Source organism: Listeria valentina (assembly GCF_011800755.1).
Taxonomy (GTDB): domain Bacteria; phylum Bacillota; class Bacilli; order Lactobacillales; family Listeriaceae; genus Listeria; species Listeria valentina.
Genome location: NZ_JAATJW010000011.1, coordinates 1 through 17,621, shown reverse-complemented (window position 1 = coordinate 17,621; position 17,621 = coordinate 1). Strand labels below are relative to the sequence as shown.

The window sequence follows — 17,621 nt, the reverse complement described above, 5'->3', positions numbered from 1 at the left end:
CTCCTACATTAAAACATACGGCTGAACATCAATTGAAATCGTGAGTCCTTTAGCCTGTTCTTTTTGATAATGATCGAGCAGTGTTTTTAATTCTTTTTTTAGTTCAGGTTCTACTTTATATTTAATCATACATTGATAGCGATATTTATTATTGATACGGCTGATCGTGCTCGGAACTGGTCCAAGTATCAATGATCCCCCACTTAGTTTCGTTTGTAGATAACGACTCATTTCTTGGATCGTTTGAATCGCTTTTCGCTCATTTTGATCGCTCACACTGATCAACGTGAGATAATAAAAAGGCGGATAAGCCCCGCGTTTTCGCATCCGCATCTCGTGTTGATAAAACCCTAAGTAATCATGTTCTTTTGCAAACTGAATGCTATAGTGTTCAGGTGCATAACTTTGAACCACAACTTCTCCGGGAAGCTCATGCCTGCCAGCTCGTCCACTTACTTGTGTTAACAATTGAAAAGTTCGTTCTGCAGCCCTAAAATCTGGCAAAAACAGCATTGTATCCGCATTTAAGACACCCACTAGTGTAATATTCGGGAAATCAAGCCCCTTTGCAATCATCTGCGTTCCTAGTAAAATATCCGCTTCTTGATTTTTAAAGCGTGTTAACAGTTTTTCATGGGCTCCCTTCGTGCGTGTGGTGTCAACATCCATGCGAATAATTCTCGCTTCTGGAATAAGTTTGGTTAGACTCTCTTCAATTTTTTGTGTCCCTGTTCCGAAATAGCGAATATGTTCACTTCCGCAAGAGGGACAATTTGAAGGAACTTGTTCTTCATGACCACAATAGTGACACTTCATTCGGTTTCCGGCTTGGTGATACGTAAGGGAAATATCACAGTTCGGGCATTCCATCACAAAACCGCAATCCCGGCACATCACAAACGATGCGTATCCACGCTTATTGAGCAAAAGCACAACCTGTTCTTTTTTCTCGATACGCGCTTTTATTTTCTCAAGCAGATCTACTGAAAACTCTGTCCGATTTTCACTTCGCAATTCTTCTCGCATGTCGACCACTTCTACTTGAGGTAAAACTTGTTGGTTGATGCGTTCTGGCAGTTCAAGTAGCGTATAAACATTTTTCTTCGCACGGGCGAAAGATTCAAGCGATGGTGTTGCACTGCCAAGTACAACGGGACAACCATAACGCTCCGCCCGCCAAATCGCCACATCACGAGCATGATAGCGCGGATTTTCTTCTTGCTTATAACTTGATTCATGTTCTTCATCAATAATGATGATCCCAATATTTTCAAATGGCGCAAAAATCGCCGAACGCGCACCAACTGCAACTTTCGCTTCTCCTCGTTCGATTTTACGCCACTCATCGTACTTTTCACCGTGGGAAAGCGCACTATGCAAAACAGCGACTTCTTCGCCAAAACGACTCTTAAACCGCTCGACCATTTGCGGTGTAAGTGAAATTTCTGGGACAAGCACAATCGCTTCTTTTCCACGTTCAAGCACCTGAGCGATGGATTGCAAATAAATTTCAGTCTTTCCACTTCCAGTTACCCCATGTAGCAAAAAGGTTTCAGCACTTTCAGCTTCCAAAATCGCATCCAGTGCTTGTTGCTGAGCTGGCATCAGTGAAAGCGGCTCACTTTGTTCAAACGTTCTCCCTTTATAAGGATCACGAGCCACAATTTGTTCTGTAATTTGAATAAAACCATCTTTTTCAAGGCCTGTAATCGTACTCGCTGAAGCATTTGTTTTTTCTCGAAGCTCAGCAAGCGGTAAACGCGGATTTTTTTGCTCGGCAAGGAAAAGAAGAACACGCGCTTTGGCTTTGGCATTTTTAGGAAGATCCGCGATCACTTCATCAATCTTTGCGACACTTGCAAGCCGCTCCACTACTTTTGCTTTTTTCTTTACTGCTTTATTTTTTACTTGATAAGCGATTTCGATTTCACCGTCATGTAAGTAACGTTTTAGCGCAGGAAGCAATTCGCTTTGTTCGGCCTTTTTGAAATCGAGTGTTTCTGCCCCTTCAAATAACGCTTCAAGCTCTTCGTCGCTTTCATCAAGCCGAATAAAATATTTCTCATATTTGGCGCGTAGTGCCGCAGGAAGCATGGCTTGGTAAACCGATACTCGGAAAGACAGCGTTTCAGTAGCGATCCAGTCACCAAGCTCAAGCAGTTCCTGATTGAGCACAGGCAAAATATCCATCGCGGCATCAATTGCTTTTAATTTATCTGTATCAGCTTCCGATTGGATCGCAACAACAAAGCCCTGTACCTTTCGGCAACCGAAAGGTACAGAAACGCGCGTCCCCACTTGAATAATTTCTGAAAGCTCAGCTGGGATCAAGTAGTCAAACGGACGATCAACTTGTCTAGCCGGAACGTCGACGATGACTTTTGCTACTTGGCTCATCTAAGCACGCCCCAATTTTCTTGCCAATTTTTCCGTGATTTTTTCAGCAACCTCACGTTTTTCTAGTAGGGGCAAAGCTTCCTCGCTTCCGTCTGCTCCGTAAATCGTCACGATATTCGTATCTCCTTCAAAGCCAGCTCCTTCACGTGAGACATCATTCGCCACAATGTAATCCGCTTTTTTCGCTTCTAACTTGCGAAGCGCATTTTCTGCTACGTTTTCCGTTTCAGCAGCAAAACCGATCACCACTTGATCTGCTCGCTTCGTTTGCCCTACTTCAGCCAAAATATCTTTTGTTCGCTTCATTTCGAAGGTTTGATCGCCAGGTGTTTTTTTCATTTTTTGATCGAATACGTGAGCTGGCGTATAATCCGCAACGGCCGCTGCCATCACAAAAGCATCTTGTTTATCTGCTCGCTCCATCACCGCTTGATACATGTCTTCTGCGGAATGAACGGCAACTACTTCAACTTGACTTGGTAGCAGTGGGTCCTTTACAGCCGTCACAACCGTTACATGAGCCCCGCGCAGTGCAGCTTGCTCAGCTACTTGAAAGCCCATTTTCCCACTCGAACGATTCGTTAAATAACGCACGGGATCGATTTTTTCGCGAGTTGCGCCAGCGGTCACTAAAATTCGCTTGCCAAATAAACTTTTCTCTTCTTCTTGAAAAAAGTGGTTGATGTGTTGAACGATTTTTTCCGGTTCCTCAAGTCGACCTCTTCCGACGTAGCCACATGCGAGGTAGCCTTCTTCTGGCTCAATAAAGCGCACCCCGTCTCGGTATAGACGCTCAATATTACGAACGACAGCCGGATGTTTGATCATGTGTACGTTCATGGCAGGTGCTACCCAAACAGGAGCTTCCGTTGCAAGAAGCGTTGTTGTGACCATATCATCGGCGATTCCATTTGCCATTTTCCCAATGAGATTCGCGGTTGCTGGGGCAACGATCATAAGGTCCGCCCAGTCCGCTAAATCAATATGCGCCACAACGGAAGAATCCTTTTCATCAAAGGTATCCGTATAGACATTATTTTTGGATAGGACTTGAAAAGAAAGTGGCGGAACAAATTCCTGTGCGTGACGGGTCATCATCACTTTGACATTTGCCCCCGCTTGCGTAAGTTTACTCGTTAATGCAACTGCTTTATAAACGGCAATGCCACCAGACACTGCTAGTAAAATATTTTTTCCGTTCATGATTTTCACCTCTACAGCTCAAAAGTTTACTGTTATTATAACATGATTCAGCCAAAGAAAAACGAAACAAAATTCCTTAAAAATAAAGGAAAACTCCACATGCAACATTTACATGCGGAGTTTTGTTTTTATACTTCGTGGTCATCTAAAACCAGTTTGCCAGCATAAATTTCTTCGAGCGCTTTGCCCACATATTTATGTGACTCATAACTTGGTAGTACACCCGGATCATTTGTCGCTTGCATTTCGCGAGCACGGCTTGCAGAAACCGTTACAAGCGAGTATTTGGAATCAATCTTTAAAAGCAAATTATCAATTGATGGATATAACATCATTTTAAAACCCCTCCAGCATATTTTGGTAACGGTGAAGTACCCGTTCCGTTTTTAAATGTTCCGTTTCAACGATACCTTTAATTTTGCGTACCGCTTCACTCACAACATCATTAACAACAGCATAATCATACGAAGCCATCATTTCAATCTCAGCACGAGCCGTTTCCATACGCTCGTTAATGACTTCAAGTGGTTCCGTTCCTCGACCAATCAAACGGTTCTTAAGTTCCGCAAGGTCAGGTGGCGTAAGAAAGATGAAGATTCCTTCGGGCATACGTTTTTTCACTTGCATGGCGCCTTTAATTTCAATTTCAAGAAAAATATCAACACCACTTGCAAGTTTTTCTTCGACGTAATCAAGCGGCGTGCCGTAATAATTACCGACATATTCCGCATATTCAAGCATGCGACCTTCTTCGATCGCCGCCTCAAACTGTTCGCGGTTTCTAAAGTAATAATCGACGCCTTCTTTTTCCCCTTCACGTGGCGTTCTTGTTGTCATCGAAATCGAATATTCAAATTTTGTCTCCGGATCTTTAAAAATCGCTTCGCGAACCGTGCCTTTTCCGACACCACTCGGACCCGAAAGAACGATCAACAGACCTCTTTCTGCCATGCTTTGTTTCCCTCATTTCTTCATCTATTCCACATTTTGAACTTGTTCGCGGATTTTTTCAAGTGTTGTTTTCATTTCCACAACACATTGCGTGATTGAAAGCGACATCGCCTTTGAACCCATCGTATTGACTTCTCGGTTCATTTCTTGAATCAAAAAATCAAGTTTTCTCCCAATCGCGCCTTCCTGCGTAAGTATACTATAAAATTGCTTCAAATGGCTAGCAAATCTTTCAATTTCTTCATTGATATCCGCTTTTTCTAGCAAAAGGGCAAGCTCACTCAGCACAAGTTTCTCATCAAAATCTGCGCCAACTAATTTAGTTAGCCGATCTTCTAGTTTTTCACGATACGCTTTTTCCGTCTCAGGAATCGCCTCTTTCACCGATTCAAGCAAACGCTCAAGCTTCACCAAATGCTCCTTAAAGTAAAGCGCGAGTTCCGCCCCCTCCTCAGCTCGCATATCATCTAGCCGAGTCACTGCTTTCTCTAGAACTGACGTGATGAGGGCAGGAAGCTCGGGATCAGCTTCGCTCGATTCACTGACCGTTAAAAACGCTGGATCAGCGAGGAGCGCTTCCAAATCCACTTCTTCTTGGATCGCATAGCGCTCCTTAGCTTGTCTCAAAAAGCGAACATAGTGGTCAAGTAATTCCCAGTCTACAGCAAGGTGCTTTTCAGCCACTTTTGCTCCTTCAAAAGAAAAAAAGCATTCTAGCCTGCCTCGCTTCACTTTTTGCGTAATCACTTTTTTTAGTGAAGCCTCTAAATGATGAAATTGCCTTGGAAGTCTGAAGACCGTTTCTAAATAGCGATGGTTCACTGCTTTTAACTCAATCGTTACTTTGAAATCTTCTGTTTCTTTTGAAGCACGTCCGAATCCTGTCATACTTTTGACCATTTATTTCGCCACCTCAATCCTTTTTCACTCCATTATTATAGCAAAACTACCGCTGAAATCCTAGTTAAACGTGAAGTGAACGATTTTATGCTACAATAGAATAAGACTACTTTGGTAAAGGAAGAAAAAACAATGGCTTTTGATGCAATGTTCTTAAAATCAATCACTCAAGAAATCAGCGAAAATGCCGAAAGTGGCCGAATCATGAAAATTCACCAACCATTTCCGCATGAACTGATTCTTTATATTCGGAAAAACCGCGAAAATAAGCGGCTTCTTATTTCTGCCCACCCAAGCTACGCAAGGCTTCAGTGGACAAGCGATATCCCGCAAAATCCGGCAGAACCGCCCATGTTTTGCATGTTGCTCCGCAAACATTTAGAAGGAGCTATTATTCAGAACATCAAGCAAATTCCAAACGAACGAATTCTCATCTTTGAAATTTTAAGTAAAGATGATATCGGTGAAAAGCGTTATCTAGATCTCTATATCGAAATTATGGGACGGCACAGTAATATTACACTTGTTGACCGCGAGAAAAAAACCATCATTGATTGCATTAAGCACCTTTCGCCAGCTCAAAATAGCTACCGGACCTTGCTTCCTGGTGTTCCGTACAAGCTCCCTCCGACAGGCGACAAGAAAGATCCGTTCGAAGTGACACGTGAAGATTTTGAGTCGGAAAGTTTTGATTTAGATGCGAATCTTTCCAAGCAGCTGGTTGGAAAGTTCGCTGGATTTAGTCCACTTCTCGCGGGGGAAATCGAGCTTCGCTACCGGGAAATGGGCGATTTATTTCAAGTCTTTTCAAGTGTTCTAGCCGAAACCAACCGATTCTTGGGGGAAAAAGCTTCTCCAATTCAATTTACTCGAGCTGGAAAAAGCGATTACTATTTTATGCCGCTCACTTCTGTTTCAGACAGCCAAGCTTTCCCTTCGTTAAGCGCGCTACTCGACCATTTTTATAGTGGCAAAGCACGACGTGACCGCGTTCATCAAATGGGGCACGATCTTGAGCGGATGCTTTCAACGGAAAAAGCAAAAAACGATTTAAAGCTGAAAAAGTTGGAACAAACGCTTGAAGACTCGGAAAAAGCAGATCGTTACCGGATCATGGGCGAACTGCTTACAAGCAATCTGCATCTCGTCAAAAAAGGGATGAAAGATGTGACGGTTCAAAACTTTTACGAAGAAGAGCTGCCGGACATCGTGATTCCGCTTGATATTCAGCTTTCACCATCACAAAATGCGCAACGCTACTTCACGCGTTACCAAAAACTTCGAAATTCGGTTTCTCATGTGAACGAGCAAATCAAGCAAACCAATGAAGAAAATGCTTATCTCGACGAAATTTTGTCACAGTTAGAGACAGCCGAGCCTGAAGATGTTGAAGAAATTCGGCAAGAACTGGCGGAGGAAGGCTACTTGCGACTGAAAAAGGTCAAACAGTCGAAAAAGAAAAATGCTGCGCCAAAACTCGACAAATACCGTTCTTCAACGGGACTTTCGATCTTGGTGGGGAAAAACAACAAGCAAAATGAGTATTTAACGAATAAACTAGCGCGGAACCATGAGCTCTGGTTCCACGTGAAAGACTTGCCCGGCTCACATGTTGTCATCCAGTCGACTGATCCGGATGAAACTTCGATCGAGGAAGCGGCGATGATCGCGGCTTTCTACTCGAAAGCACGGCTTTCAGGAAGCGTTCCGGTCGATGCCACACTGATTAAAAATGTTAAGAAGCCGAATGGTTCTAAACCTGGATATGTCATTTATGATAATCAAACGACTTACTTTACAACGCCCGATGAGGATACGGTGCTGAAACTTCGTGAAGTCTGAAAAATCCCCTGCCGCAAATGTTGCGGCAGGGGATTTTTATTTCCCGATGAAAAACCGATTTTTGGTTTTTGTTTCGGCAAGTTGCTTCAAGAAAGTAAGCCGGTCTTGTGGGGTTTTGCGTGCATCAAGTTCGGCATCTAGCTTGGCAAACGAAAAGGTATCCGCAGCCCGTTTGAAGCTAAAATCATCCGTTTCTTGAAAAAGAGCATTTCGGGTTTCTTGTTCTTTAAAAGCATGAACGGCTGGCCTCGTCCAAAACAAATTGCGCTTCAGCACTTTCGCAGGATTTCCGCCCACGCTCGCATTGGAGGGAAACTTCTTCGTCAAAACCGCAAACCCTGCCGCGATCGCACCTGATCCAATTTTCGTTCCTTTTAAAAACTTCACTTCTTGTCCAATCCAAACGTGATCGCCGATAAAAATGCTTTGGCTGGGGTTCAGTCGTTTCTTCGTTTCCATATCATAAATCAAATGTGGATCGGCATTCCGGAACAGCACATCGTAGGAAAACATATTATCATCGCCTACGAATAAATGTTTTTGCTCCGAAAGAATAATCCGCGTTTGTCCGCTAAAAGAATTATCTCGACCAAAATGAAGCACATTGTCATGGTGAAGATCGGCTTCCAGTTGATAAGGCCAAGCTGATCGCCCGAGGTAAATCACAGAATTATTTCCTGCAAAAAGCAGTTTGGTATCCTTGATTTTGGCTCCGTCTTCTACAAAAAGTAGATTGCCCGTCCCTTTAAAGCGAATGCTGCTATTTAAGAAACAACTGTCCTTTGTTTGATTCAAGTGAATCGTATTCGATTGAACACTTGTGGCATCTTGATAACTTTCCACTACTTCCAAGATTATCCCTACCTTTATCGCTTCTGATTTATGCTTTTATCATATCATTTTTTAAAGCGCATCGAAACGATAATTCCTTCGGTCAAATGAAGGATTTAATTTCACTATTTCGCGTGTAGCGATAAGCAGCTAAGCTTAGGAAGAAAAGCGTGTATCCTAGTAATACCAGTATGTTAAGACTAAGTCCAAAGAATTCTACTTCTTGTTGCAATTTGCTCACCGCGTCCATGACCCAAAATTGCGGCATGAATTCCGCAATTCTTTGCATGAAGTTTGGCATGATCTGGATGGGGATAAGCGCTCCTGAAAGCAATGTTGAAATCGTAAAAATTGTAGTTTGAACGGCTGACAAGCTCCGTCTGCTTTTAAAAATAAAGCCAAAGGCAAGCGAAATGGAGATCGCAAAAACAGCAAAAAGAGCTAAGACAGCAAAGAGCGATACTAGCGAAGTGCCTGAATTGATTTGAAACACAAAGCGCATCGCCAGTAAACAAATCAAAATTTCAGCGAGTAAAGTCACCAGTGAAAATAATGCTGTGCCCAAAATGTATTGCTTGCTGCTTACAGGCGTTGACATCAAACGATAAAACGTCCCTTCTTCTCTTTCTTTTAAAAGCAGTTCCCCGAGGCTTCCTGCTGCGTAAAGAAGCATCATACAAAAGAAGCCGATGATTTGCGCAGACATGCTTTTATCTATTTCACTTTTACTCGAGAGATTCACATTTTTTACGGTTAATTGTTCCGCTTCGTAAGCCGCGAAACTTTTGTTAAAGTCTTTCCCATCACTGATTCGTTCAATTTTAACCAGCTTTTCTAGTTGAGTTGCAAGCATTCGCTCAATGGATTTGGCAGTGTCCTCACTTTGTAGCGCCTTCACCTTAAAGTGAGATGGTTTTTCTTGCTGAATCGAGGTGTTTGCGCCTTTTTCCATCACTATGAGCGCATTTTTTTGACCGCCTAGTAGTTCTTTTTCGCCTTGCGCTTTTGAAACTTCTGTCACGGAGATGTTCTTTTCAGCTTTTAAAAGCTTCACAAGTGCTGTTGTGTAGGGGCCTTCATCTTGATTCGCAACGCCTATTTTAATCGTCTCACTTCCAAGGCTCGAACCATAAGCAAAAAAATAAATAAGAATGCTTATGATGGGAAGACCGACTAATAATAAAAGTCTTACTTTGGATTTTTTTAATATCTCCAAGTTATGCTTAAAAATCCACCCGGTTTGTCTCATCTTCTCAGGCCCTCCTTCTTTTTTGAACAAACAACACAAGCAACAAGAGAATTAGCGTCATGCCGAGGTTCATCGTAATTGGAATAGTCATGGCGCTTAAATCATGATTATAAAGAATTTCTCGACTGCTGATATTCGCCCAGCCGATGGGAGAAAGCTTCTGGATCGTTGGCGAAATCATCGGAAAATAAGCGCCGCCAATAAAGGCAAAAATGTTCACAACGATCATTGAAGCTCCGGCAATGGCCGGATTCCCATTGCTAAAGATATCAAGCGCCATCCCAAGAAAGACTGAAAAAATGCCTAAGCTTAGAAAGACAGCAAAAATAAAGATGCCGTATTCACCCCACTGGACGCCAAACACAAATTGAGAAACGAGCATCAAAATGATTAAAGCGAGTACTTGCACTGCTAATTCTCCAAAAAAGTTACCAAACAAAATTTGTGTTTTTCTAACAGGTGCCGTTTCTAAACGAACTATCGTATTTCGCAATTTTTCAGCGCGATAACTATTGATTCCGTAAACGAGTCCCATCATCATCGTCATACTGATCATGGCAATTGCATAATACTCAAATGATGAAACATTATCGCTTGTCGAAGCTTTTTCCGTTGTAATTGCCCCTTTTGGAAGTTTGACACGCTCTGCCGCTTTTTCAATTTGAGTCGGGTCAATGTTTACCGTTCCTTTTATAAAACTATACTCGGATGAAAAAGCTCCGATATAGCTGTCTAGCATGCCTTTTTCGATGGTATCTGGATAGTTTGTTGCAACCGTTAACTCTTCATTTTTCATACTGACAAAAGCTGTGGCTTTTCCTTTTTGTACTTTCTCTTTTCCAGTTGCTTCATTTTTCACTGCTGTAAAAGTAACGTTTTTGGATCCCGCAGCTTTCGCAAACTGTTCAAATGCTTGTCCGAGCTGACTTGAACCATCTTGCATGTAAGCAACTCGCAAATGAGCCGAAGTATCTTGATTAAAGGAACCCGAAAGCAAATTTCCAAGAACAAAGATCAAAGCGACCGGAAAAATAAGTGTAAAAATAAAATAATTTTTATCACGTAAAGTTAACTTGATTTGTTTTTTCAAATTGTGAAAAATCATTTGATTTCCTCCTCTTATTCATCCCGCAAATTTCGACCTGTTAAATTCAAGAAAACTGTTTCTAAGTTAATTTTTTCTTGATTCACTTCCAAAATCTCAAGTTTTCTTTCAAGCAGTAAGGACAAAACGCTATTTAACACATTCGTTTCATTTTTAGCGATAATATTCAAAGTGCTCGTACCTGTCCAGTTCACTTGCTCCACGCCTTTAATTCCTTTGATCGTTTCTTTTATCCCATCCATTTGTTCAGAAACCACGATATTCACTTCTTTGATATCTGTAACAAGGCTAACAAGTTCCTGCTCTGTGCCCTCTGCAATCACTTTGCCGTGGTCCATGATCGCAATGTAATCACAAATTTCTTCCACTTCTTCCATATAATGGCTCGTATAAATAATCGTCGTGCCTTTTTTATTTAACTCGCGGATAGACTCTAAAATATAGTTGCGCGACTGGGGATCGATCCCCACTGTTGGTTCATCCATCACCACTAATTCAGGCGTATGAGCGATCGCACAAGCAATATTAAGGCGCCGCTTCATTCCCCCTGAAAATTTATCGGGGCGGATATTTTCTTTATCAAGCAATCCGACAAACCGGAGCGCTTCCTTGCTTTTTTCGATTAATTCAGCACCACGAAAACCGTATAATCCCGCGAAAAACTTCACATTTTCAAGTGCCGTTAGCTCCTGATAGATAGCCAAGTCTTGCGGAACCAGCCCAATTTTCTTTTTGATGTCAAGCGCTTCGCTTTTAAGCGGCTCGCCAAACAAATCAATTTCACCTGTCGTTTTTTTGATTAAGCCACATAACATGTTAATGGCGGTACTTTTTCCTGCCCCGTTTGGTCCAAGCAATCCAAAAATCTGCCCTCTCTCAATCGAAAGTGAAAGTTGATCGGTTGCTACGACTTGGTCAAATTTTTTAGTCACATCTTTCATTTCCACAATTTTCATTCGTTTTTCTCTCCTCGCGTTCATTTCTTTTATTATAAAAAAAAGTGAGAGTTGCCAACAGTGCAATTTCTCACTTCTTTACCGTGAATTTCTCACGATTTATTGTATGGGAATGACAGTAGTCACTAAAAAACCATTTTTAGCGCGAAAAGTAACCGAGCCCCCAAGTTTTGCAGCTCGCTCTTCCATTCCCACTAATCCAAGACTTTTAGTAAATTGTTCAGGCGTTTTTCCATCATTTTGGATTTCGAAACGAATAAACTTATTTAAAACGACTAACTGGACGGAAACTTTCGAGGGTTTTGCATGTTTCAAGATATTCGTTAATCCTTCCGTCAAGTTTTGCTGTAAACAATACCAAATGGCTGGGCTAATTTTCTCAAGTACTCCACGCGCCCCGAAAAACGAACGAATTTGATACTCCATTTCAAATTGCTTAAGTTCCTGTTTGAGCCTTGTTATCCCCAAACTTTCTTGCGGTGGCTTCATTTCCTTCAGTGTTTGCTTGATTGATTCAATCCCCGCTTGATTAATTTGAATGGCATTGGTTAATAGTTCTTCTGCCTTTTGAACGTCTTTTTGAAGCACCAATTTGGCAGCTTCTAGTTGAATCAATCCCCCTGAAAGCGAATGCCCTAATTCATCATGAATCCGGTGTGAAAGTGCATTTCGTTCTTCTAGTTGAATCAAATATTTGTCTTCCATCTTTTGCGCTTCTAGTTGATCGAGCCGCTCTCGCAGTTTCCCTGTTTGGATCCGCAAGCGTTCGGCCTCTTGCTCTTTCTTTGCAAGTAAAACTGTCATTTTAATTAGTAAAAACTGGATAAATACTGTTCCTATAAGAAAAAAGGTATACATTAGTTGAAACCAATCATTGCGTTCTAAAATCAGTGGCAAAATCCCTAAAGCACACGGAAAAACAAGCGAGTTCCAAGAAAAACTTGTTTGGTCTGGCTTTAAAAGCGTGACTAACATGGACGGAAAAAGCAAGCAATAATAAGTCAAATCAAGTGGAAAACTCAAGATCAGCATGATTAGTAGCCCTAATTTAAATAAAAGCTCGTAGCGACTAAAGGTTTCAATACAAATTAAAAGTGTCAAATAAAGCAAGACAAAAAACAAATACAAAGCCATTTTTTCGCTTGAAACTCGTAAATAAAAAGAAAGCAGTAAAACAGCGAGCCCAGAAAAACCGTCAAAAATCAATTTATAGGTTCTCATAACATTCCGCCTTTTTCTCCTGTAAAATAAAGAATGGCTAGTTGCGTCCTGTGTTCAAGCTCGAGCTTGCTCAGTAAAGCAGAGATATTGTTTGCAACAGTTCCTTCTGAAATATAAAGGTGCTCCGCAATTTTCCGGTTCGAATAGCCACTTGCGACCGCTACTAAAATATCTTTTTCACGCGGCGTCAAATCAAATTGATCCAAATCTGTATGTTGCGGCTTACTTTGAAAACCGGTTTCGCGAATTTTATTCCAGATTTCATCTTGAATAATACTTTTCCCCTTAAAAACACTTCGAATCGCTTGAATGATTTCTTTTGGATCATTATTTTTAAGCAAATATCCTTTAGCCCCATCTTGAATCGCTTCAAAAATATAAGCATCATCATCAAACGTTGTGAGCATAATCACTTTAGTCTTCGTTTGCTCCGTTACAAGCTTCGTTGCAAGAACGCCATCCATTTCAGGCATTCGAATATCGAATAAAGCCACATCAATGGGATGTTCCAAGCAAAAATCCACCGCTTCTTGCCCGTTTTTAACTGTCGCAACAACTTCTATATCGGCTTCCATATTTAAAATAATTTCCATTCCACCAGTGATAAAAGAATTATCATCTGCAAGTAGCACTGTAATCATCTACTGTACCTCCCCGGTCAGCTTGTTGTCTAAGACTTCGCTAAAAATTCCGTCAAAACAGAAATCGCAAACGGAATCGCTTCTTCTTTCGGATTTAGTTTCGCATGATGCAAACCGTACGGCGAATCAACGCCAAGCCAAAACATCATCCCCGGAATTTCATCCAGAAAATAACCAAAATCTTCCCCCGTCATCGCAGCTTTCGCTTCCACGTAAGCATCCGGAAATTCCTGTTCTACAAATTCCACAAACCGCTTCGTTTCAGCCGCGTGATTATAAACTTCCAAATAAGCTGAACCTGGCAAAAATTCCACTTCACATTGAAAAGCTTCCTCCATGCCACGCGCGAGCGCTTTAAGTCGCGTCCAAATCAGCTCCATCGTTTCTTTCTTCGCCGTGCGGATCGTCCCTTCTAATAGCGCCGTTCCTGCGATTACATTTTGCACATCGCCGCCTGTGATTTTCCCGACCGTGATCACTGCCGCGTCCATCGGATCAACATTCCGGCTGATAATCGTTTGAATTTGCCCAACAAACTGGCTAGCCGCAACCACCATATCATTCGCTAGATGCGGATAAGCCGCGTGCCCAGATAGTCCCTTAAACGAAATGAAAAGTTCAGCTGTGTTGGCAAACAAGAGCCCTTCCCTTGTTGCAATTTGTCCAACTTTATACTCTGGCGCGATGTGAAGTGCATAAATTTCGTCTGGGCGAAAGTCTTCAAATTCAGCGCTTTCAAGAAGCGGCTTCGCCCCACCAGGACCTTCCTCTGCTGGCTGGAAAATAAAAACCAAATGATTCTTCGGTTGATTTTCAGCAAAAAAAGCGAGCACACCGAGCGCAATGCTCATATGAAAATCATGTCCACAAGCATGCATCTTACCATCGTGCTTAGAAGCAAACGGCAAACCCGTTTCTTCTTTAATCGGAAGAGCATCCATGTCCGTTCGGTAGCCAATCGTCTTCTCGCCTATCGTACCGCGAAGTCGAACCAAAATCCCCGTCCGCCAAGTCCTCAGTTCCAGAAAATCGTCATTTAAGTTTTCAATAAAATCGAGCAAGAAGCGCTGTGTTTCCACTTCCTCAAAGCCCGTTTCTGGAATTGTATGCAGTTTTCTTCTAATCTCAATAAATGGATCCATCGCTTATCAGCTCCTTTTCATAAAAAAAGCCGGATTTGACCTTAGTACGCCAAATCCAGCCACTTTTCTCTTATAATTGACGCAAACCTTGCATGATTTCTGTTTTCGATGCCGTTTTTGCATCCAGTTCCTTAAGTACGCGTGCCGGGATACCTGCAACAACCGTTCCTGGCTCAACATCTTTTGTAACAATTGCGCCAGCAGCAACGACAGCTCCTTTCCCAACGCGAACGCCTTCCAATACTACAACGTTTGCACCAATCACAACATCGTCTTCAATCACAACAGGATTAGCCGATGGTGGCTCAATCACGCCCGCAAGTACAGAACCTGCTCCAATGTGACAATTTTTGCCAACCGTTGCCCGGCCACCAAGTACAACGTTCATATCAATCATTGTGCCTTCACCGATCACAGATCCAATATTGATCGAAGCGCCCATCATCACGACTGCATTGTCATGAATCGTTACTTGGTCACGAATGATGGCCCCCGGTTCGATCCGCGCATTCACTTTTTTAAGATCAAGCATCGGAATCGCTGAATTTCTGCGATCATTTTCAATCACTGAATCCCTAATCTCAGCTTGATATTTTTCTAGAAGTGGTTCAATAACAGCCCATTCCCCAAAAATAGTCCCCACTTCATTATTGATAAAAGTTTGAACGCCTTCCGGAAAATCAATCTTTGAAAGATTCCCTTTCAAGTAAACCTTAACAGGCGTGCTTTTTTCACTATGTTGAATAAACGAAATAATTTGATGCGCATCCATTTGTTCCATTAACTAATCCTCCTAAAAATTCATCTTCCTTTAAGTTTGCCATAGCTACAGATGAGTTGCAAGGTATTCATTCATCACTTTCATAAAAGCATCCACTTGCGGAAGAGCGAGCGACTGTTCATAAGCAAGCAATGTCGTTTCCCGCCCGAGCACAGACCCATCTTTTTCAACAAGCGGAATCTCATGAATGCCTTCCGTATCCCCTAAAAGCGTAATTTCCGGTAAAATCGCAAAGCCAATTCCATTTAACGCCATTTGTCGTGACGTTTCCATTTGATCGACAAACATCGCTTGTTTCGGCATTTTCCCAAAATTCCGTTGCCAATAATCTTGAATGACCTGATAATAGTTTGAATCACTTCTAAACTGAATAAATGGCCGCTCTGACTCAAAAACCTCTTCAATCCGCTCAATTTCTTGATCTACCAAAACAAGTTTGTCCTTAAATAAAGGCTTGCGGACACTCTTCCAGTTCGTAGCCCCGCGGACAATTCCAAAATGAACCACACCTTGGGCAAGAAGTTGGTGAACTTCGCTACTCCAACCTGTTTGCAGTGAAATCCGCACTTTCGGGTAACGCGCCGAGAATTCCTTCAAGACACGCGGTAAAAAAGACTGGGCCACAACGCTCGCGCAAGCAATTCGAAGCGTTCCGCGAACCACACCTTCCATCGCTTCTAAATTTTCTTGGATTTCCCGTTCTCTTTCAATGACACTTGCTGCATGCTTCACGATTGCTTCTCCTTCTGGCGTCAGCAAAAGTCCCTTCTGCGTACGAACAAAAATCTTGGTATTCCAGCGACTTTCAATCGTTTGCAAGCGCTGCGAGAGAGCGGGCTGGCTAAGGAAAAGCTTTTCGGCACTTTTTCGCATATTAAGCTCATCAGCCAAGCAAACGAGCAATTCATATTCTGTTACAATCATGTTTTGTCCTCCACCTTAGAATGAATAAACCTGTTCACTTGCTTTAAAATCACACGACGCGTGAGTATCCCTTGAAATTCTTGCTCCTCATTCACGACACTAATAAAGGGTGCATCCACAAGCATGCTAACCACACGTTCCGCATCAAAGTTTTCTTTTACGACTGGAATATCAGTTTGCATAACGTCTTCCACTTTTAATGTTTCTAGCCGTTCAAATTCAATTTTTTCAAGTCCTAAAATGGCTTCCGTAATCATCGCTGCACTAATTAAGCCATAAAGTTTAAAATTATAATCCAAAACAGGGATCACAGAGTAACCACATTTTGTTAAAACTAAAAGCGCATGTTCTAAATTATTTCCAAGCTGTACGTGAGCAACCTTTTCGGCAGAGATCATATTTTCTTCAAGTTGATTTTTTATAAAAAATCCAAATTGATTTGAAATCATTTTATCTTTCCTCTTCTCAAGTATTGTCTTGAATCTTTTTTCTTTTCCTTCAAACGCTTCCACTTAAACATTCGCTTTCATTTTACCATAGTCACGCCATGATTGCCTCCCAAATAAACCATTTTTTGGGCAAAAAAATACTAGAACAGAAGAATCTGTTCTAGTTGTTTCTGCTTAATTTTCTTGTAAAGCTTCGAAAATTTCAATTGCTGTCATATCAATATCATCAAAATTATACTTACTGTTTGAATCGTGAATTTCGACTTCAAAAGACTGGGAAGGCTCGAAATATTTAACCTCACAAATAACCTTTCCTTCTTTTTCAAATCGTCTCGATTGTGTTTCAGCAGCGTCGTCGTTCTGCATAGCCTCCAACCGTTGAATAATTCCTTTTAACTGAGACATAACGCATTCTCCTCTCAAAATCCACCCGATGAGTTTTCCTCATCCACTTCATAATAATACTATCAAATTTTAGCGCAAATCACACCCAATAAGCAAGTATTCTTTTAAAATTTAACGCAATATTTTTTTTTAACTACTTAAAACAAAGGAAAACCACCCTGAAAATCAAGGCGGTTTTTATATGATTAATCTGTTTTTTCATTTTCAACAGATTGGAGTCTTAATTTAACAGCTCGCATGATGGTCTTTTTGCGATTAAAACCTTTCACACAAATTGTTTCAGATCCGAGAGTCACAAATACCTCTCCCCATGAACCACACGGATTAAAACCATAAGCATGTACTTTTAGCAATCCTTCTCGTGTTGGGAAAAACATCATTTCATAGTTTTCAGCCTTTGACATACGCCAAACTCCTTCCCCTTACATTTTGAGCGACCAGTGATTGAAAACGATTCTCAATTATTATAGTCCTCATTTTACGGGAAACAAACGAAATATGCAACTTTTTTTCAAAACAAAAAGAGGGACTTTTTCAATTTAAGTCCCTCAGACTGTCGAAAAACGCCCATCCCTCCATGAGAAAGAAGAGGGATGGGCGTTTTTTTCTATAAAAATGGAAAAA

Annotated in this window: 18 protein-coding genes; 1 reads left to right on the top strand and 17 read right to left on the bottom strand. The window is 41.6% G+C overall.

The annotated features are described in order from the left end of the window. Nucleotides 1-3 precede the first annotated feature (3 nt). The 5 genes from priA to HCK02_RS04600 form a co-directional block, all read right to left on the bottom strand. A complete protein-coding gene (priA, locus tag HCK02_RS04620; protein ID WP_167628944.1) occupies nt 4-2,397 on the bottom strand; it encodes a primosomal protein N' in 2,394 nt (797 codons plus the stop codon). After that, nucleotides 2,398-3,600 (bottom strand): bifunctional phosphopantothenoylcysteine decarboxylase/phosphopantothenate--cysteine ligase CoaBC, encoded by a 1,203-nt coding sequence (coaBC, locus tag HCK02_RS04615; RefSeq protein WP_167628943.1) that lies wholly within the window; start codon nt 3,598-3,600, stop codon nt 2,398-2,400. A gap of 128 nt (nt 3,601-3,728) precedes the next feature. Continuing rightward, a complete protein-coding gene (gene rpoZ, locus HCK02_RS04610; protein WP_115753733.1) occupies nt 3,729-3,932 on the bottom strand; it encodes a DNA-directed RNA polymerase subunit omega in 204 nt (67 codons plus the stop codon). Between the two features lie 4 nt (nt 3,933-3,936). Beyond that, nucleotides 3,937-4,551: a guanylate kinase gene (gene gmk / locus HCK02_RS04605; RefSeq protein ID WP_167628942.1), complete on the bottom strand. Its 615-nt coding sequence runs from the start codon at nt 4,549-4,551 to the stop codon at nt 3,937-3,939. Nucleotides 4,552-4,575: 24 nt separating this feature from the next. After that, a complete protein-coding gene (locus HCK02_RS04600) occupies nt 4,576-5,451 on the bottom strand; it encodes a YicC/YloC family endoribonuclease (RefSeq protein ID WP_167628941.1) in 876 nt (291 codons plus the stop codon). A gap of 132 nt (nt 5,452-5,583) precedes the next feature. On the opposite strand from HCK02_RS04600, the gene HCK02_RS04595 reads away from it, so the two are divergent. After that, entirely contained in the window at nt 5,584-7,293 is a 1,710-nt protein-coding gene (locus tag HCK02_RS04595) for an Rqc2 family fibronectin-binding protein (RefSeq protein ID WP_167628940.1), read from the top strand. Nucleotides 7,294-7,329: 36 nt separating this feature from the next. On the opposite strand, the gene HCK02_RS04590 is transcribed toward HCK02_RS04595, so the two are convergent. From HCK02_RS04590 to HCK02_RS04535, 12 genes are all read right to left on the bottom strand, one after another. After that, the gene (locus HCK02_RS04590) at nt 7,330-8,145 is read right to left on the bottom strand and encodes an acyltransferase (RefSeq protein ID WP_167628939.1); all 816 of its coding nucleotides are present in this window, start codon (nt 8,143-8,145) and stop codon (nt 7,330-7,332) included. Between the two features lie 82 nt (nt 8,146-8,227). Further along, nucleotides 8,228-9,373: an ABC transporter permease gene (locus HCK02_RS04585; RefSeq protein WP_167628938.1), complete on the bottom strand. Its 1,146-nt coding sequence runs from the start codon at nt 9,371-9,373 to the stop codon at nt 8,228-8,230. A 4-nt stretch (nt 9,374-9,377) separates the two neighbouring features. Further along, the gene (locus tag HCK02_RS04580; protein ID WP_167628937.1) at nt 9,378-10,478 is read right to left on the bottom strand and encodes an ABC transporter permease; all 1,101 of its coding nucleotides are present in this window, start codon (nt 10,476-10,478) and stop codon (nt 9,378-9,380) included. 14 nt (nt 10,479-10,492) lie between these two features. Then, nucleotides 10,493-11,434, bottom strand: coding sequence for an ABC transporter ATP-binding protein (locus tag HCK02_RS04575; protein WP_167628936.1), 942 nt, complete (start codon nt 11,432-11,434; stop codon nt 10,493-10,495). Between the two features lie 99 nt (nt 11,435-11,533). Further along, complete coding sequence (locus tag HCK02_RS04570) at nt 11,534-12,655, bottom strand: sensor histidine kinase (RefSeq protein WP_167628935.1); 1,122 nt, start codon at nt 12,653-12,655, stop codon at nt 11,534-11,536. Continuing rightward, the gene (locus HCK02_RS04565; protein WP_167628934.1) at nt 12,652-13,296 is read right to left on the bottom strand and encodes a response regulator; all 645 of its coding nucleotides are present in this window, start codon (nt 13,294-13,296) and stop codon (nt 12,652-12,654) included. The genes HCK02_RS04570 and HCK02_RS04565 overlap by 4 nt, the downstream gene beginning before the upstream one ends. Before the next feature lie 29 nt (nt 13,297-13,325). Beyond that, nucleotides 13,326-14,438 carry an N-acetyldiaminopimelate deacetylase gene (locus HCK02_RS04560; protein ID WP_167628933.1) on the bottom strand — a complete coding sequence of 371 codons (1,113 nt, stop codon included), beginning with the start codon at nt 14,436-14,438 and terminating at the stop codon, nt 13,326-13,328. Nucleotides 14,439-14,508: 70 nt separating this feature from the next. Further along, complete coding sequence (dapD, locus tag HCK02_RS04555; protein WP_167628932.1) at nt 14,509-15,219, bottom strand: 2,3,4,5-tetrahydropyridine-2,6-dicarboxylate N-acetyltransferase; 711 nt, start codon at nt 15,217-15,219, stop codon at nt 14,509-14,511. Between the two features lie 45 nt (nt 15,220-15,264). Beyond that, complete coding sequence (gene ccpC / locus HCK02_RS04550) at nt 15,265-16,143, bottom strand: transcriptional regulator CcpC (RefSeq protein WP_115752792.1); 879 nt, start codon at nt 16,141-16,143, stop codon at nt 15,265-15,267. Continuing rightward, nucleotides 16,140-16,592, bottom strand: a complete 453-nt coding sequence (cbpB, locus tag HCK02_RS04545) for a cyclic-di-AMP-binding protein CbpB (protein ID WP_167628931.1) — start codon at nt 16,590-16,592, stop codon at nt 16,140-16,142. Before cbpB ends, ccpC begins: the two co-directional genes overlap by 4 nt. A gap of 174 nt (nt 16,593-16,766) precedes the next feature. Beyond that, complete coding sequence (locus HCK02_RS04540; protein WP_115752794.1) at nt 16,767-16,997, bottom strand: YkuJ family protein; 231 nt, start codon at nt 16,995-16,997, stop codon at nt 16,767-16,769. Nucleotides 16,998-17,182: 185 nt separating this feature from the next. Continuing rightward, nucleotides 17,183-17,401, bottom strand: coding sequence for a hypothetical protein (locus HCK02_RS04535; RefSeq protein ID WP_167628930.1), 219 nt, complete (start codon nt 17,399-17,401; stop codon nt 17,183-17,185). Nucleotides 17,402-17,621: the final 220 nt, after the last annotated feature.

What these genes read in the sequence shown, in the direction of transcription:
- HCK02_RS04585 (WP_167628938.1), bottom strand. Translation starts at nt 9,373, where the DNA reads ATGAGACAAACCGGGTGGATTTTTAAGCATAACTTGGAGATATTAAAA.
- cbpB (WP_167628931.1), bottom strand. Translation starts at nt 16,592, where the DNA reads ATGATTTCAAATCAATTTGGATTTTTTATAAAAAATCAACTTGAAGAA.
- HCK02_RS04575 (WP_167628936.1), bottom strand. Translation starts at nt 11,434, where the DNA reads ATGAAAATTGTGGAAATGAAAGATGTGACTAAAAAATTTGACCAAGTC.
- dapD (WP_167628932.1), bottom strand. Translation starts at nt 15,219, where the DNA reads ATGGAACAAATGGATGCGCATCAAATTATTTCGTTTATTCAACATAGT.
- coaBC (WP_167628943.1), bottom strand. Translation starts at nt 3,600, where the DNA reads ATGAACGGAAAAAATATTTTACTAGCAGTGTCTGGTGGCATTGCCGTT.
- HCK02_RS04560 (WP_167628933.1), bottom strand. Translation starts at nt 14,438, where the DNA reads ATGGATCCATTTATTGAGATTAGAAGAAAACTGCATACAATTCCAGAA.
- rpoZ (WP_115753733.1), bottom strand. Translation starts at nt 3,932, where the DNA reads ATGTTATATCCATCAATTGATAATTTGCTTTTAAAGATTGATTCCAAA.
- ccpC (WP_115752792.1), bottom strand. Translation starts at nt 16,143, where the DNA reads ATGATTGTAACAGAATATGAATTGCTCGTTTGCTTGGCTGATGAGCTT.
- gmk (WP_167628942.1), bottom strand. Translation starts at nt 4,551, where the DNA reads ATGGCAGAAAGAGGTCTGTTGATCGTTCTTTCGGGTCCGAGTGGTGTC.
- HCK02_RS04535 (WP_167628930.1), bottom strand. Translation starts at nt 17,401, where the DNA reads ATGTCAAAGGCTGAAAACTATGAAATGATGTTTTTCCCAACACGAGAA.
- priA (WP_167628944.1), bottom strand. Translation starts at nt 2,397, where the DNA reads ATGAGCCAAGTAGCAAAAGTCATCGTCGACGTTCCGGCTAGACAAGTT.
- HCK02_RS04540 (WP_115752794.1), bottom strand. Translation starts at nt 16,997, where the DNA reads ATGTCTCAGTTAAAAGGAATTATTCAACGGTTGGAGGCTATGCAGAAC.
- HCK02_RS04600 (WP_167628941.1), bottom strand. Translation starts at nt 5,451, where the DNA reads ATGGTCAAAAGTATGACAGGATTCGGACGTGCTTCAAAAGAAACAGAA.
- HCK02_RS04595 (WP_167628940.1), top strand. Translation starts at nt 5,584, where the DNA reads ATGGCTTTTGATGCAATGTTCTTAAAATCAATCACTCAAGAAATCAGC.
- HCK02_RS04570 (WP_167628935.1), bottom strand. Translation starts at nt 12,655, where the DNA reads ATGAGAACCTATAAATTGATTTTTGACGGTTTTTCTGGGCTCGCTGTT.
- HCK02_RS04580 (WP_167628937.1), bottom strand. Translation starts at nt 10,478, where the DNA reads ATGATTTTTCACAATTTGAAAAAACAAATCAAGTTAACTTTACGTGAT.
- HCK02_RS04565 (WP_167628934.1), bottom strand. Translation starts at nt 13,296, where the DNA reads ATGATTACAGTGCTACTTGCAGATGATAATTCTTTTATCACTGGTGGA.